The sequence below is a fragment of the Agarivorans sp. QJM3NY_30 genome (assembly GCF_050870855.2).
Classification (GTDB): Bacteria; Pseudomonadota; Gammaproteobacteria; order Enterobacterales; family Celerinatantimonadaceae; genus Agarivorans.
On the sequence record NZ_CP194038.2, the window covers coordinates 355,280 to 370,309 of the forward strand.

At 47.0% G+C, this 15,030-nt stretch carries 15 protein-coding genes and 3 tRNA genes; 10 read left to right on the forward strand and 8 right to left on the reverse strand.

What is annotated here, in order from left to right; all coding sequences use genetic code 11:
* Positions 1 to 17: 17 nt before the first annotated feature.
* From ACRRSX_RS01615 to ACRRSX_RS01625, 3 genes are read right to left on the reverse strand one after another with little or no spacing between them, the layout of a single operon-like run.
* On the reverse strand, positions 18 to 1,130 hold the full coding sequence (locus tag ACRRSX_RS01615; RefSeq protein ID WP_432454950.1) for an extracellular solute-binding protein: 1,113 nt from the start codon (positions 1,128 to 1,130) through the stop codon (positions 18 to 20).
* Between the two features lie 43 nt (positions 1,131 to 1,173).
* Entirely contained in the window at positions 1,174 to 2,532 is a 1,359-nt protein-coding gene (locus ACRRSX_RS01620; RefSeq protein WP_432454949.1) for an aspartate aminotransferase family protein, read from the reverse strand.
* A 31-nt stretch (positions 2,533 to 2,563) separates the two neighbouring features.
* Positions 2,564 to 3,898 carry a glutamine synthetase family protein gene (locus tag ACRRSX_RS01625; RefSeq protein WP_432454948.1) on the reverse strand — a complete coding sequence of 445 codons (1,335 nt, stop codon included), beginning with the start codon at positions 3,896 to 3,898 and terminating at the stop codon, positions 2,564 to 2,566.
* A gap of 233 nt (positions 3,899 to 4,131) precedes the next feature.
* On the opposite strand from ACRRSX_RS01625, the gene ACRRSX_RS01630 reads away from it, so the two are divergent.
* From ACRRSX_RS01630 to ACRRSX_RS01640, 3 genes are all read left to right on the forward strand, one after another.
* Positions 4,132 to 5,502, forward strand: coding sequence for a glutamine synthetase family protein (locus tag ACRRSX_RS01630; protein WP_432454947.1), 1,371 nt, complete (start codon positions 4,132 to 4,134; stop codon positions 5,500 to 5,502).
* 62 nt (positions 5,503 to 5,564) lie between these two features.
* Positions 5,565 to 6,842 carry an NAD(P)/FAD-dependent oxidoreductase gene (locus ACRRSX_RS01635; protein WP_432454946.1) on the forward strand — a complete coding sequence of 426 codons (1,278 nt, stop codon included), beginning with the start codon at positions 5,565 to 5,567 and terminating at the stop codon, positions 6,840 to 6,842.
* Between the two features lie 153 nt (positions 6,843 to 6,995).
* Entirely contained in the window at positions 6,996 to 7,967 is a 972-nt protein-coding gene (locus ACRRSX_RS01640; protein WP_432454945.1) for an aldo/keto reductase, read from the forward strand.
* A 204-nt stretch (positions 7,968 to 8,171) separates the two neighbouring features.
* Here ACRRSX_RS01640 and ACRRSX_RS01645 read toward each other — a convergent pair whose 3' ends face one another.
* Both ACRRSX_RS01645 and ACRRSX_RS01650 read right to left on the reverse strand, forming a co-directional pair.
* The gene (locus ACRRSX_RS01645; protein ID WP_432454944.1) at positions 8,172 to 8,309 is read right to left on the reverse strand and encodes a hypothetical protein; all 138 of its coding nucleotides are present in this window, start codon (positions 8,307 to 8,309) and stop codon (positions 8,172 to 8,174) included.
* A gap of 146 nt (positions 8,310 to 8,455) precedes the next feature.
* On the reverse strand, positions 8,456 to 8,770 hold the full coding sequence (locus tag ACRRSX_RS01650) for a glucose PTS transporter subunit EIIB (protein WP_432454943.1): 315 nt from the start codon (positions 8,768 to 8,770) through the stop codon (positions 8,456 to 8,458).
* Between the two features lie 278 nt (positions 8,771 to 9,048).
* Here ACRRSX_RS01650 and ACRRSX_RS01655 point away from each other — a divergent pair.
* A tRNA-Arg gene (locus ACRRSX_RS01655) sits at positions 9,049 to 9,125 on the forward strand.
* Positions 9,126 to 9,155: 30 nt separating this feature from the next.
* Positions 9,156 to 9,231, forward strand: a tRNA-His gene (locus ACRRSX_RS01660).
* Between the two features lie 74 nt (positions 9,232 to 9,305).
* On the opposite strand, the gene ACRRSX_RS01665 is transcribed toward ACRRSX_RS01660, so the two are convergent.
* Positions 9,306 to 9,443, reverse strand: a complete 138-nt coding sequence (locus ACRRSX_RS01665; protein ID WP_432454942.1) for a hypothetical protein — start codon at positions 9,441 to 9,443, stop codon at positions 9,306 to 9,308.
* Positions 9,444 to 9,700: 257 nt separating this feature from the next.
* On the opposite strand from ACRRSX_RS01665, the gene ACRRSX_RS01670 reads away from it, so the two are divergent.
* Together ACRRSX_RS01670 and ACRRSX_RS01675 are read left to right on the forward strand one after the other, a co-directional pair.
* Positions 9,701 to 9,777, forward strand: a tRNA-Pro gene (locus tag ACRRSX_RS01670).
* A 229-nt stretch (positions 9,778 to 10,006) separates the two neighbouring features.
* Entirely contained in the window at positions 10,007 to 10,804 is a 798-nt protein-coding gene (locus ACRRSX_RS01675; protein WP_432454941.1) for a hypothetical protein, read from the forward strand.
* Between the two features lie 14 nt (positions 10,805 to 10,818).
* Here the strand turns inward: ACRRSX_RS01675 and ACRRSX_RS01680 are convergent, their stop codons facing one another.
* Complete coding sequence (locus tag ACRRSX_RS01680) at positions 10,819 to 11,130, reverse strand: hypothetical protein (RefSeq protein ID WP_432454940.1); 312 nt, start codon at positions 11,128 to 11,130, stop codon at positions 10,819 to 10,821.
* A 445-nt stretch (positions 11,131 to 11,575) separates the two neighbouring features.
* Between ACRRSX_RS01680 and ACRRSX_RS01685 the strand changes: the two genes are divergently transcribed.
* Positions 11,576 to 12,601, forward strand: a complete 1,026-nt coding sequence (locus ACRRSX_RS01685; protein ID WP_432454939.1) for a galactose-1-epimerase — start codon at positions 11,576 to 11,578, stop codon at positions 12,599 to 12,601.
* Positions 12,602 to 12,695: 94 nt separating this feature from the next.
* A complete protein-coding gene (locus ACRRSX_RS01690; protein ID WP_432454938.1) occupies positions 12,696 to 13,241 on the forward strand; it encodes a YSC84-related protein in 546 nt (181 codons plus the stop codon).
* Positions 13,242 to 13,396: 155 nt separating this feature from the next.
* Here the strand turns inward: ACRRSX_RS01690 and ACRRSX_RS01695 are convergent, their stop codons facing one another.
* On the reverse strand, positions 13,397 to 14,008 hold the full coding sequence (locus ACRRSX_RS01695; RefSeq protein WP_432454937.1) for a LysE/ArgO family amino acid transporter: 612 nt from the start codon (positions 14,006 to 14,008) through the stop codon (positions 13,397 to 13,399).
* A 103-nt stretch (positions 14,009 to 14,111) separates the two neighbouring features.
* Here ACRRSX_RS01695 and ACRRSX_RS01700 point away from each other — a divergent pair, with 103 nt between their 5' ends.
* The gene (locus ACRRSX_RS01700) at positions 14,112 to 15,011 is read left to right on the forward strand and encodes a LysR family transcriptional regulator ArgP (RefSeq protein WP_432454936.1); all 900 of its coding nucleotides are present in this window, start codon (positions 14,112 to 14,114) and stop codon (positions 15,009 to 15,011) included.
* The last annotated feature ends 19 nt before the right edge of the window (positions 15,012 to 15,030 follow it).

Here is a 15,030-nt window from a genome sequence, read left to right on the forward strand (position 1 = left end):
GGTGGCAAGCGTATTACTTAGTTTTGTAGAAATTTAGTCCAAGAACGAGTCAGAGTTCGAGACACTTTCGGTGGCATAACTTTCGAACCGTAGAGCTTAGCTAAAGTCTCATCGCTTGGATAGATCCCTGGATGTGAAGTTATTTCTGGATCAATAAATTCTTTCGATGCAGGGGTTGGATTGGCGTACCAAACAAAGTTAGAGATCTCTGCAATCACCTTAGGCCGTAATAGGTAGTTAATGAAGGCGTAGGCGTTCTCTTTGTGCGGTGCATCGGCTGGAATCGCCATTAGGTCAAACCAAGCCAAGGTGCCTTCTTTGGGGATCTCATATTTTACATTGATGCCGTTGTCCGCTTCTGCTGCGCGATCCGAGGCTTGCAAGATATCGCCTGACCAACCGATGGCCACACAAATATCACCATTGGCTAAGTCGTTGATGAATTGCGAAGAGTGGAAATAAGTCACATAAGGACGTATTGATTTCAGCAGCTTATAGGCTTCCGAATTCTCTTTGTACTCTTTAATGTTGGTTGAATTTGGATCTTTACCGAGATAATGCAAGGCTGCACCATAAATTTCGGTGGGCGCATTGAGGAAAGCCACGCCACATTGTGACAGCTTCTCCATATACTCTGGTTTAAAGACTAAGTCCCAGCTGTTCACTGGCGCGTCATCACCCAATACCTGTTTTACTTTATCGACGTTATAACCAATACCAGTGGTGCCCCAAAGGTAAGGGACGGCATAGAGGTTTCCTGGATCAGAAGTATCACTTAACATGCTCATAATCTTCGGATCGAGGTTGCTGTAGTTACTGAGCTTGCTTTTATCCAATTTCATAAACGCACCAGCCTGTGCTTGGCGGGCGAGAAAGTCTGAAGAGGGAACCACAATATCAAAGCCGGTTGAACCAGATAGTATCTTTGCCTCTAATACTTCGTTTGAGTCAAATACATCGTAGACTACTTTAATGCCGGTTTCGGCCTCAAAATTAGCGATGGTATCTTCGGCAATATAGTCAGACCAGTTGTACACATTCAGGACTTTATCTTCTGCGGCCTGCACGTTTATGGCGGTGGCAGCTAAAATCGAAGCAAGCGTTAGCTTCACTGTTGCTTTGTTCATCATTGTTCTCCAATTCCTTGAGGTGATTCTCGTACTGCTTCCCGGATTAACTCAATGCTCGTAGAGTGTCATCCAAACTTTGTTTCGCCAGTGTGATTAACTGATCTATTTGTGATTTTGTTATTATGAGTGGCGGCGAAATGATCATCGTTTCGCCGCAAGCACGCATGATTAAACCATTGTTTATACAAAAGTCTCTACATACTGTGCCTGCATTTAAGTGTTTAGCAAAGCGTTGCTTGGTGGTTTTGTCGGCGACTAATTCTAAGGCGCCTACTAGGCCCTTACTGCGGGCTTCTCCAACAATTGGGTGCTCAGCTAATTCCTGCCAACGTTTGGCTAGATAGGGCGCGGTGTCTTCACGCACCGTCTGAATAATGTTCTCCTGTTGCAGGATGCGAATATTTTCCAGTGCGACCGCACAGGCGGCGGGATGGCCGGAGTAGGTGAAACCATGGGCAAACTCTTGGTCAGCTTCGGTTAGTATCTGGGCAACGTCATCAGACACCATCACCGCACCCAGCGGTAGGTAGCCGGAGGTAATCCCTTTCGCCATACACATCAAATCAGGTTTAATATTAAAAGTTTGACTGGCAAACCATTCACCGGTGCGACCAAAGCCGCATATCACTTCGTCAACGATCAATAAGATATCGTATTGATCGCAGATCCGTTGAATCTCGGGCCAATAGCTGTCGGGAGGAATAATCACCCCGCCTGCACCTTGGATTGGTTCGGCAATAAAGGCGGCGACTTTGTCTTCACCTAATTCGAGGATCTTTTGCTCTAGCTGACGCGCTCGCTCTAGGCCAAACTGCTCCGGGTCTTGGCCTTGGCCTTCGGTAAACCAATAAGGTTGGTCGATGTGGCAAATATTCGGTAGTGGCAAACCGCCTTGCGCATGCATAAAGTCCATTCCGCCAAGACTGGCTCCAGCCATAGTACTACCGTGGTAAGCGTTATTACGGCTAATAATTTCTAGCTTATCGGGTTGGCCTTTACTCGCCCAGTAATGACGAACCATGCGCACTACCGTGTCGTTACACTCAGAGCCAGACCCGGTGAAAAAGGCGTGATTTAGCCCTTCCGGGGTGAGTTCGGCCAATACCGTCGCTAATTCGACCGCAGGTTTATGAGTGGTTTGAAAGAATAGATTGTAATAAGGAAGTTGCTGCATTTGTTTGGCGGCGGCATCGACCAGTTCCTGACGACCGTAGCCCAAATTCACACACCACAAGCCAGCCATCGCATCGAGCAGTTTATTCCCTTCACTGTCGTATACATAAATTCCTTCACCACGCTCAATCACCTTTGCGCCTTTGGTATTTAACTCTTTAAAATTAGTAAAAGGGTGCAAGCAATGCGCGCTGTCTTGCTGCTGGATTGTCAAGGTTGCTGTGCTCATTTGGCCTCCTGTGGCTGATTGAATGAATGGCTTAGACGTTGAGTAATAAAAACTCTCGTTCCCAAGAACTAATAACTTTGAAAAATGTTTGATATTCTTTGCGTTTTACGGCGACATAGCAGCCAATAAAACGCTCTCCCAAAATTTCTTTCAGTTCATCACATTGTTCCAGTTCGACCAGGGCAGCTTCTAAATTCCCTGGCAGAGTGTAGCGGTCTTCACTGACGTCACCGATTTCTTGCGCCGAAGGTTTGAGTTTTTTCTTCATGCCGATATAACCGCAAGCCAAAGTTAAGGCCATGGCTAAATAAGGATTGGCATCGGCGCCAGCAAAGCGGTTTTCGACTCGGCGATTACGCCCTCCGGAGAGTGGCACTCGCAAGCCCACGGTGCGGTTGTCAATCCCCCACTGCAGGTTGATCGGTGCTGAATCGCCAAACATGAGTCGGCGATAACTATTTACGTTGGGCGCATAGAAGGCGATGCTGGCAGGGGTGAACTGTTGTAAACCTGCAATATAACTTAAAAATAAATCGCTGTTGCTACCATCGCTGTTGGCAAATAAGTTATTGCCATTCATATCTTCCAAACTTTGGTGGATATGCATCGCACTGCCAGGTTCTTCTTCCATTGGCTTCGCCATGAAGGTGGCATAGGTATCGTGTTGCAATGCGGCTTCGCGCATGGTGCGTTTAAATAAAAATACTTGGTCACAGGCCAAAACGGGTTCGCCGTGATCGAAATTGATTTCCATTTGTGCGGCACCAGACTCGTGTACCAAGGTGTCCACTTCGATCCCTTGTGCTTCGCAATAGTCATACATATCTTCGAATAAGGGGTCGAATTCGTTTACGGCATCGATGCTAAAGGATTGGCGAGCTGTTTCTGGACGGCCATTACGACCGATTGGTGGTTCAAGAGGATAATCCCAATCGAGATTCTTTTTGACTAAGAAAAACTCTAGTTCGGGGGCGACAATTGGCTTCCAACCTTCTTTTTCATAGAGGGCGAGCACTTTTTTGAGAACCGAACGAGGTGCCATATCGACTAATTCGCCGTTGCTTTTGTAGCAATCATGAATTAACTGAGCGGTAGGCTCTTTGGCCCAAGGAACAAAACGCAGACTATCGCAGTCCGGCTCTAAGCTCATGTCCTTTTCGGTCCAATCAAACAATTCTATATCGTCGTCAGGCCAGTCCCCGGTAACCGTTTGGTAAAAGATCGACTCTGGAAGTCGCATCCCTCCTTCTTTCAGGTATTTATTTGCGGGGATAATTTTCCCTCTTGCATTCCCCGTAATATCGGGAATTAGACACTCAACCTCGGTTATCCGGTTTTCTGCAAACCACTTCCTGACCTTATCCATAATCACCTGTCATCGTCTGTTTAGTAAAACGTGGCAAAAACACTTGCTGTTGGATTTTTGCTCCGTGCTAATAAGATTTGTCATGAAATGGGATGAATGTCAACCTAGTGTTAAATAAAAACTAAATTTATCGGTTTTTATTGCCGATCCAGCAAAAAAGTTTGCATTATAATTAACACTATGGTGTAAATTTAAAAGGTATAAGGGATGCTTTTATCAGGGGACTGTTAATTATGTTGAAACACCAACCGCAAACGCAGCGAATTACGCGGGTTGAACAAGTACAAAAATTTCTTGACGCTCACCCTCGTTTAGAAAGTATCGATTTGATGCTTTCAGATATGAATGGGGTGATCCGTGGTAAGCGTATTGAACCCGCTTCATTGCTGAAGATTGCCAACGAAGGCATGTGCTTACCCGCTTCGGTTTTTGCCTTGGATATTTGTGGGGAAACGGTTGAGGAAACTGGTTTGGGGTTTATGCAGGGAGATGGTGACCGAATATGCCAGTTGCTGCCGCATAGTTTAAGTTTGGTTCCCTGGAAGGAAAACTCAGCACAGGCCTTATTGACGATGTATGAGGTGGATGGTCGCCCATTTTTTGCAGATCCTCGTCAGCTATTAAGTAAAACCCTCGCTGGATTACATCAGCAACAGTGCTATCCCTGTGTTGCTATCGAATGGGAATTCTATCTACTCGACGCGCAAGCCGATACCGAACAGCCGCTCCCCCCGCTGTTACCGTTGTCTCAACAACGAATGGAGCAAACCCAAGTATACTCATTGGATGAATTAGACGAGTTCGCTGCATTTATCAAAGATATTCAAGCCTACTGTCATACCCAAAATATCCCGAGTGATAACGTCATCGCTGAATATGCTCCCGGTCAATTTGAAGTCACTTTGCAGCATCAGACCGATCCTTTGCTGGCTTGTGATCAAGCGATCCTCTTAAAGCGTGCCATTAAGGCGGTGGCCAAAGAACATGGCTATGTGGCAACCTTCATGGCAAAACCCTACGCTGAGCATTCGGGCAATGGTTGCCATGTGCATATCAGTATGTTGGACGACGCAGGGAATAACCGCTTTGCAGAAGACCAGGTTTTGCTGGAGCAGGCTTTAGCCGGACTATTAGAAACTATGCCACAGGCGATTGCCTTGCTGGCCCCTAATGCAAATTCTTATCGTCGCTTTCAACCCGACATGTTTGTTCCATTAAAGGCGACTTGGGGCTGGGATAATCGAACCGTGGCGCTACGCATCCCCTCGGGAACCAAAGCCAATACTCGGATTGAACATCGGGTTTCTGGTGCAGATTGTAATCCGTACATTGTGGTGGCCGCATTATTTGCGGGTATTCAGCACGGCATTGAACAGCAATTGGTTTGTCCTGCGGCAGTTACCGGTGATGCGACCTATGTAGATGCCTGCGAATTACCCACGTCTTGGGAGCAGGCCTTAAAAGTATTTTATCAGTCGACTCTCTGGGACTTGCTGGGAGAAGATTTTAGCCACGTTTACCACGCCAATAAACTCAATGAATGGCAACGTTTTGAGGCACAGGTGACGCCGTTGGAGCAGCAATGGTATCAGCAAATGGTATAAATTCCAGATTCAAGCTGAGGCAAGGATAGCAACGCTTTCGTAATGACATCAAAGGTGAGTAAATGAAACAGCAACATGCTAATTCGTATTATGCGGCGAGTGCAAATTTGCAACTCGATTATCCGCAATTAGCGGGTGATCATCAGGCCGATATTTGCGTTGTCGGTGCCGGTATCACCGGCGCGACTACGGCCCTAGAGTTAGCCGAGAAAGGTTATAAGGTGATCTTACTTGAGGGCGAGCGCGTCGCTTGGGGCGCCTCTGGACGCAGTGGAGGGCAGGCGATTTTTGGATGGGCCGCCGAGCAATCCACCTTGGAAAAAATGATGGGTAAAGACGATGCCAAGAAGATGTGGGATCTGTCGGTCGAATCGCTTGCCGTGACTAAACAAAACATTGCCAAGTATAACATTGATTGTGACTGGCAAGATGGGCAAAGCCATGTCGCGATTAAGCCTCGCCATGTGAAAGAGCTGAAAGCTTGGCAGGCCCAGCTCAGTGATGATTATGGTTACCAGGGCTTGCAATATTGGGAGCAGGAGCAGCTTAAAGAGCAACTGGCGAGTCCGCGCTACTTGGGGGCTTTATTCGATCCTAATAGTGGTCACTTACATCCGCTCAATTATACTCTTGGTTTGGTCAAAGCGGCCGAATTAGCGGGTGTATCAGTTTTCGAGGCGAGTAAAGTCACTAAGATTGAACACGGGACTAAAGTGACCTTAAGTACCGCTCAGGGGAAAGTGACTTGTTCTCATGTGGTGCTTGCCTGCAACGCTTACATGGAAGGTCTGAATAACAAGCTGGAAAGCAGAGTGATGCCCGTGGGTACTTATGTTTGTGCCACCAAACCGCTTGGCGAGGAACGCATTCGTAGCTTGATTAAAAATAATATGGCGGTGTGTGATATTAATTTCGTGCTCGACTATTATCGCTGTTCGGCTGACCACCGGATGTTATTTGGTGGCCGAGTGAGTTATTCCGGAGTGCAGCCACGAAATTTAGCGAAAACCATGAAACAACGCATGGACTGGGTATTTCCGCAGTTGGCTAATGAGCCAGTGGAATTTGCTTGGGGCGGCAATGTCGGCATTACCATCAACCGTGCGCCGCACTTTGGCAAGCTTGCGCCAAATGTGTATTTTGCTCAGGGTTTCTCTGGACATGGTATTGCGGCCACTGGCTTGGCTGGCAAACTTATGGCGGAGTCGATTATGGCAACTTCGGAACGTTTTGATATCTTCGATAAGATCCCGCATATGCCTTTCCCTGGTGGGCGTTTACTGCGCACTCCTGCACTGGTCATGGCGATGACCTACTATCGCTTACGCGATTTATTATAGTGAGCGCTTGAGCGCTGCAGCTTAGCCGCTTGCAGCGCTGACTTTCTCGGCACTCGCCGCGAATTCATGGCTGACACAAAAATCAAGTTTTAGTCTTCAAATACAACAACTATCGCTATAATGAGGCCAATTATTACCCATTAGGATTTGGTTATGGCAGCATTAGCAATTCATCAATTCTTCCCTCAGGCGAGTCAATTAGTTTACGGTTGTATGGGTCTTGGCGGCAGTTGGGATGCTACGCCTTATGGCCCTGAACATCTGGCGCAGGCGCATGCGGCCGTTGATGCCGCCTTAGAAATTGGCATTAACTATTTCGATCATGCCGACATTTACACGCTGGGTAAGGCCGAGCAAGTATTTGGTCAGGTTCTGGCTGAGCGTTCGCAGTTGCGCCAGCAGATTATTTTGCAAACCAAATGTGCGATCCGTTTTGCCGATGAGCAATGGTGTGGGCGTTACGATTGGTCAGCGGATTATATTCGACAAAGCGTCGAAGCATCGCTCAAGCGCCTACAAACTGAATATATCGACGTGTTGATGCTACACCGCCCCGACCCTTTGGCGGAAATGGATGAAGTGGCCGCGATTCTGCAGCAGCTTAAAGAGAGCGGTAAGGTGCGGCAGTTTGCGGTATCGAATATGAGCGGTGCACAAATCGCTTACCTGCAAGCTGCGCTAGGCTTTCCTCTGGTGGCAAATCAGCTGGAGCTGAGTTTAACGAAGTTAGATTGGCTGAATCATAGTGTGGCAGTGAATGATGAGCAGGTCAGAGGCCATAGTTTTACTGCTGGCACCATAGAATATTGCGCTATCAACAAGCTGCAAGTGCAGGCCTGGGGCAGTTTATGTCGCGGTTTATTTAGTGGCGCCGATCTTTCGCAAGCCAGCCAGGCGCAGCGCGATACGGCAGCCTTAGTGCGCCAGTATGCCGAACAATATGGTTGCTCGCCCGAGGCCATGGTTCTTGCTTGGTTAATGCGCCATCCGGCAGCGATTCAGCCTGTGATTGGCAGTACCCATGTGGGGCGGATCCGCGCTTGTGCCGATGCGACTAAGGTTCAGCTGAGTCGTGAACAATGGTATCAACTGTTTGTCACTTCGCGAGGCCAGGCTCTGCCTTAGCCGATTTGCTTGGCTGATATTATTGAAGCAAGGCTGATGAGGCTGCTTGCTTGAGCCGGGCTAATAATTGGTATAAGCCATAAGCGATCGGTAGGCTTAATAGCGCTGTGGAAAGCGGCATGATTAACCAAATCCCCGTCACCCCAAAGTTTGTGGGAAGCAATAGCATGAAGGGGAGTTGGATCACCATGTTGGCTAATGAGATCAGGTTGGCGCGATTTGCTTTATTGATGGCTTGATAAACATGCCGTCTACGATTAGATAAATCCCATTGACGACCATGGCGACGACCGAGGGGATCGAGTAGCGCCAGAACTGCTGGTGGATATTGGACTGAAGCATCAGTTGTTATACCGTGTAATCGTGACCGCCGGTGTGGACTTGGTGGTGTCCTCTTGGATGTTTATGCGACGTTCAAAGGTTTTAAAAGCGAACTCATCATCGGTGTTCAATTTTCGCAGGTATATGCTATTGTTTTTTAAGCTGATTTAGCTTGATTCTGCAACTAATTGTTGCTCCAGTTGCTGCGAATAAGCGTTGGCTTTTAAACCGTAAATAATTTGTAGGTTATTTTGATCGAGGATTACCACGCCGATGGCGCCTTGCATTTTTAATTTGTTTGAGTCCATTAAGCTCATATCTTTGATGCATAGGCGCAAGCGGGTGGTGCAAGCCATGGTCGAGATGATGTTGTTTAAGCCTCCAACGGCTTGAACAATTAATGCAAGTTCTTCATCCAGATTGGGATTGATACTGGTGAGGGTGGAAAGTAATGAACGTATTTTTTGCAACCGTGTTTTCATTCGCTAATCACTCGCTCCGAATTGATGCCTACCCATACAGCAGTTGGTGTGAAGAAAGTGATCGTATCTTAGCTTATTTGATCATCAGGTCATATGTCTCGAGCTATAAAATCAAAGCTTATTCTCTGTCGTTTAGTGAGCATTTCTGCGGTGGTTTCTGGTACGCATAGTCAGGTTTTTTAAAGGATTGGCTAAAAACTCTTCGATTGGCAGTTTTTTTATAAAATGTCTGGACAGAGGGCAGCGAACACCCTAACATACGCCTCCGCCAGCATTGAGCACCCGTAGCTCAGCTGGATAGAGCGTCGCCCTCCGGAGGCGAAGGTCACAGGTTCGACTCCTGTCGGGTGCGCCATTTCGAAGGAAGATGCTCTGGTACTCAGTGGTGGGTATAGCTCAGTTGGTAGAGCCCCGGATTGTGATTCCGGTTGTCGTGGGTTCAAACCCCATTACTCACCCCATTATTTAGGTGTAGCGAATTTCGTTGCGACCGAAACAGGCAAAGTTAAGCCTTGGGATAATTTTCTGAAATTAGCTAAAATAAATGATAGAAAAAGCGCGCTTGGTAGCGCATCGTCGCGAAGCTCATTAAGAGTGGGACCAGAGCTTTGGTTTCTGGTGAAACATCAAGCACAAAATTATCGGTGATTAGCGCAGCTTGGTAGCGCATCATCGCGAAGCTCATTAAGAGTGGGACCAGAGCTTTGGTTTCTGGTTAAACATCAAGCACAAAATTATCGGTGATTAGCGCAGCTTGGTAGCGCATCATCGCGAAGCTCATTAAGAGTGGGACCAGAGCTTTGGTTTCTGGTTAAACATCAAGCACAAAATTATCGGTGATTAGCGCAGCTTGGTAGCGCATCATCGCGAAGCTCATTAAGAGTGGGACCAGAGCTTTGGTTTCTGGTTAAACATCAAGCACAAAATTATCGGTGATTAGCGCAGCTTGGTAGCGCATCTGGTTTGGGACCAGAGGGTCGGGAGTTCGAATCTCTCATCACCGACCACCTTCATAAAAGCCCCGTCAGCAATGACGGGGCTTTTTTGCTAATTACGACAATGTATTCGCATACGGAGGCAAAACCCCTAAACTGTTAACTAGAGGTATGCGAAGCCGCTGCTCATCTTATATAATCTTCACTAAAAATTAGCTACTCATCAAGCATGCATTGTTTGTTCTGTGCCGCAATTATGGTTCTGTGCTACTCGGCGATATCACTGGCGGAGCCTGGTCTTTTGGTAGTTCGCTATCCAGCGCCAGAGGCTGAAAGGGATCACCGCGGTGATTATTTTGTCGATGTTTTGCAGCTTGCTCTCGCGAACACACAAACCAGTCATGGTCCGTTTATCGTGCGCAGTAGCCCAACTAAAATGTTTCAAGAGCGCTCTATACAGCAGTTAAAGGCGAATAAAACCGTTGATGTGATTTGGACCATGAGCTCGCGAGAACGTGAAGCTGAGTTACTACCAATCCGGATCCCCTTGCTGAAGGGCCTGTTGGGCCAGCGTTTACTGATGATCCGCCGTGAAGATCTTGCTCGCTTCGAGAAAATTGATAATTTAAGCCAACTGGCAAGCTTACTTGCCGGGCAAGGACACGGGTGGCCAGACAGTCAAATATTAGCCTATAACAAGTTGCCTGTGGTCGAGGGTGCTACCTACCAAGGCCTGTTTGGGATGCTGGCGCGGCGGCGCTTCGATTATTTTCCTCGGGGCGTTAGTGAAATCGATAGTGAGTTGCAGACTTACTCGGAATTTAATTTTGTTGTCGAGCCAAGGTTACTGCTTAGCTATCGAGCGCCTATCTATTTTTTTGTTAACTCAGGCAATCGCCAACTGGCAGAGCGCATAGAGCAAGGCTTATTGCTAGCGATTGACAATGGCGACTTTGAGCGACTATTTACCAGCTATGGCTATGACAAGTTTGCTGAGCGGCTCAATGAACGTCGGGTATTGAAGCTGGATAACCCGTTTTTACACCCTAAAACCCTAGCCGAGGATAGCCCTCTCTGGTTGCATTTTTCATTGAATTAGCGACTGCTAAGTGGTCAGGGCGCGGCGTAGGCTTCGGCGGTTACGGTGACGCAGTGTTTGGCATAAGCAATGCCCCAGTAAGTTTTATGGTGAATGCTAATATTGGCTAACATCTGAGTATGGGGTTGAGCCTGTTTGGCCTGTTGCAGCGCAAGTTGGGTGCTTGGGCTTTGTTTTATTGGAAACAGGTATAAAGCGTAGGTTTGGCAATGTTCACCATAAGTTGGCCCTAATAATACCAACTGTCGTAGTTCGCCCTGGTAAAAACTGCGCTCAGCAAAAGAGCCATGATTGGCGGTAGAGCAGGCGCTAAGTTGCCCAAGCAAAACTATTGTGAGTATTTTGTTGGCTGTGGAAGAAAGCAGGGTGTTCTCCTTCTTATAAGGTGAATCAGTCGTCGTTTTGAAGGTGATTGTGTTTACGCTGAACCTTATTGTATACCAACCTAAGGGGCGCGACGCAGATTACGATTGTAGAGACACTAAATTTGTCTGAACGTGGCTATATTGCTTGCTTAAAGGCTGATATCAGTGGTGTAGAGATGGCGGGTCGGTAAATGACCGACTCGACGACCTTTGAGTAAGGCGATGTTGCTCACAAAATGATTGCTAAATGATTGATGTTTTTAGAACTATGCTAGCTTTGTTGGTCAAATCCACTATCGTGTCATGATTAGGCGCCTCGGTTCTATTTGCTTCTACAAATAGCGCATCGTAAGTTTCGGGCTGCGTTCACGATTCATTTATTTTAAAAATCATTGAGGAGTTGTATATGTCTTCTAGTCAGAATTCTTTGGGGAAAACGTTTACCCTTAAGAATGCTCAAGGCAGTGTGGCTATCATACTGACATGGGGGGCAACCCTTGCCAGTTTAAAAATCAGGCTCAGTAGCGGAGAGTTAAGGGAAGTGGTGTTAGGTTGTGACAGCCTACAAAATTATCAGCAGCAAGGCGCTTATTTAGGCGCAACTGTGGGGCGCTATGCAAATCGAATTAAGCTGGCAAAAATCAATCATCAGGGTCAATCATATGCGTTAACGGCGAATCAAGGGCCGCATCAGTTACATGGGGCTAACGATTTGAGTCATCGTGATTGGCAGGGTGAGCAGTTGGCTGACAATAAGGCTCGTTTTAGTATTTTTTCGGCCGATGGAGAACAAGGCTACCCGGGTAACATGACCGCACAAGTGACCTACACCCTTGACGAAGAAAATCAGTTGCAACTAGATTACAGCGCTGAAGTCGACCAAGCCTGCCCTGTAAACCTTACTGATCATAGCTATTTTAATCTTAACGCTGAGCAAAGTAATATTTTGCAACATTATTTATTTATTGCCGCTGATTACTATCTTCCTGTGGATGCCGAAGGTATTCCTGTCGATGGCTTAAAAGAGGTGGCTGGTAGTGGTTTTGATTTTCGGCAAGCAAAGTCGATTGCCGCCGATTTGAATAAAGATCCAGATCAGCTGCTGGTTGGAGGCTATGACCATAGCTATTTATTGCAGTCTTCGGTGCGAAAAGAGGGAGGGGCTGTGGCTCGTTTAATTGCTGATGATGGCTCTTTGGCTTTGGAAGTCTATACTAATAAACCAGCAATCCAGTTATATACAGGAAATTTTTTAAGTGGTAACCCGGCACGTAATGGCAAGAGTTATGTTGCGCATAGCGGGGTAGCTTTGGAAACTCAGTTTCTTCCTGATTCGCCTAACCGTTCCGATTGGCCGCATCAAAGCTGTTGGTTAAATGCAGGCGAAAAATATGCTTACCAAACTTGTTATCGACTATATCAACCCAGCTGAATAGCTGTGTGTTGAATAAAAATAAACAGGATGTCGATATACTAGAACATGGTGTATGCTGCTGATTGGTTCATTAGCTTAAAGGTGTTTCAACATGAAGAAGTGGTGGGTAATGTGTATTGGTATATTCGCGCTGAGTTTTCCAGCGATGGCGGATGATTACCAAGCAACTATTCAGGATTTTAAAAAATCCGATAGAACAACTTCATTTTTTAACAATGCCTATGGCTATGCGGTATTTCCAACCATTGGCAAGGGAGGCATTGGCATTGGTGGTGCTTATGGTGAAGGAAAAGTCTATCGCGGTGGTCAAGCAACGGGCACCGTAAAAATGGGCCAAGTTACCATTGGATTTCAACTCGGTGGTCAAGCGTTTAGCCAAATTGTGTTTTTGCAAGACAAGCGAGCGTACGACGAATTTACCAGCGGTAGTTTTGAGTTTGGCGCGCAAGCCAGTGCCGTCGCGCTAACCCTTGGCGCATCGGCGCAAGCGGGTACTTCTGGTACTGGCGCAGCAGCAGGCAGTGAACAAGCCAAGGCCAATTATGTGAGTGGCTATGCGGTGTTTACCTTGGCAAAAGGTGGCTTAATGTATGAAGCGGCTATCGGCGGACAGAAGTTTAGTTTTACGGCAAACTAAGCGCAGCTTATTTATTTGAACTCACGGGCCCAAGGGCCCGTTTTTTATGGTTGCTGTCGGATGTTGTTGCTCAAATTTGCGTAACTTTTCGGCTTTTCAGTGCTCAGAGTACGAAACCAAAACGGAATGCCAAGCGATTATTCTCACGATGCTGTCTACGCAAATACAAACTTAAGCAGGTAGAAAGCCAAGCCAAACATCATTAGGCCGATCAGGCTATTAATCAGCTGCTGGGCACGCGGTTTTGCAAGTATTGGTGCCAGCTTTGCACCGAGTAAGGCGAGGCTGAAGAACCAAGCGAAAGAAGCACTGACCCCGCCAGCAACAAACATCGGGCGTTGCTCTGCGCTGATATTAGCGGCAAATCCACCCAAGATCACAATAGTATCGATATAGACGTGGGGGTTTAAAAAGGTGAAGGCGCAGCAGGCGAGAATGATCGCCTTTAACTCATGTTTTGCTTCGCCCTGATTCAAGCTATCTTCGGCTTGGTAGGCGCTGCGTAAACACTGGTAGCCGTAGACTAGCATGAATACCGCGCCCAAAATGCTAATGCTATAAAGCAGCCAAGGGTAAGCGTTAAAGAGTTGGGCACCGCCCCAAACCCCAAGGCTCATAAAAAAGATGTCGGCAAACGAGCACATAGTGGCCACCAAGATATGATGGCGTCGGCGGATCCCTTGGTTTAATACGAAGGCATTTTGCATGCCGATAGGCATGATCAGGCTGGCCATGAGGGTGAGTCCGGTAAAGTAAGTGCTGAACATGTATTGCCTTGCGTTATTAAAATATTACAGGACTATAACCAGCGCATCTGCTTTAATATAGCTAATAATTTTAATGGATAATTAAAATATCTAATGAGGGTAAATGGCTTCTACTGATTTTGATTACAAGCTGCTAAAAGCTTTGGATGCGGTCGTCTTGGAGCAGAGTTTTGAGCGGGCTGCGCAGCGTCTACACCTCACTCAGTCGGCGGTTTCGCAGCGGATTAAGTTATTGGAAAGTCAGCTGGGGCAACCGTTGTTGATCCGTGCTCAACCCTTACAACCCACGGCTTTAGGTCAACAACTATTAGGCCACTATCAACGAGTATTACAGCTTGAAACCGAATTAAGCCAACAGCTCAAGGTGGACGAGCAGGTTTTTCAGGCTATGCCTTTAGCGGTGAATGCCGATAGCTTGGCCAGTTGGTTAATTCCCGCCTTAAGACCTTTGTTGCAACGTACCCAAATCGAGCTAAATTTATATGTAGAAGATGAATCGCGCACTTGGCAAAGGATGCGTAGTGGCGAAGCGCTCGCCTGTATTACCAGCAAGGCGCAAGCAATCGCTGGAAGTGAAAGCCACTTTTTAGGGTATATGGAATATCTATGTGTGGCGACCCCCGATTTTATTCAACGTTATTTTTCCGATGGGGTTGATCAGCGTAGCCTTAGTCAGGCTCCAGCCATGTCTTTTGATCAACATGACGATATGCATATCCAGTTTTTGTTAGAGCACTTTGCTTTGCATCCAGGACAATATCCTTGCCATACGGTGCGTTCGTCGGAAGCGTTTATCGAGCTAGCACTGGCTGGTGGTGCCTATAGTTTGAATCCGCGCTTGCAGATGGAGCAACACCTTGCGGCGGGGCGTTTAGTCAACATTTTGCCCGACTTTCAGCTTAGGGTGCCGCTATACTGGCATCATTGGCAATTAGCGGGTAAGTTAATGAGACAGCTAAGTGAACAGATCCGTGCCTACACTCAGACTTGTTTACCACAATAGGCTTAGAGACTGGGTTTGA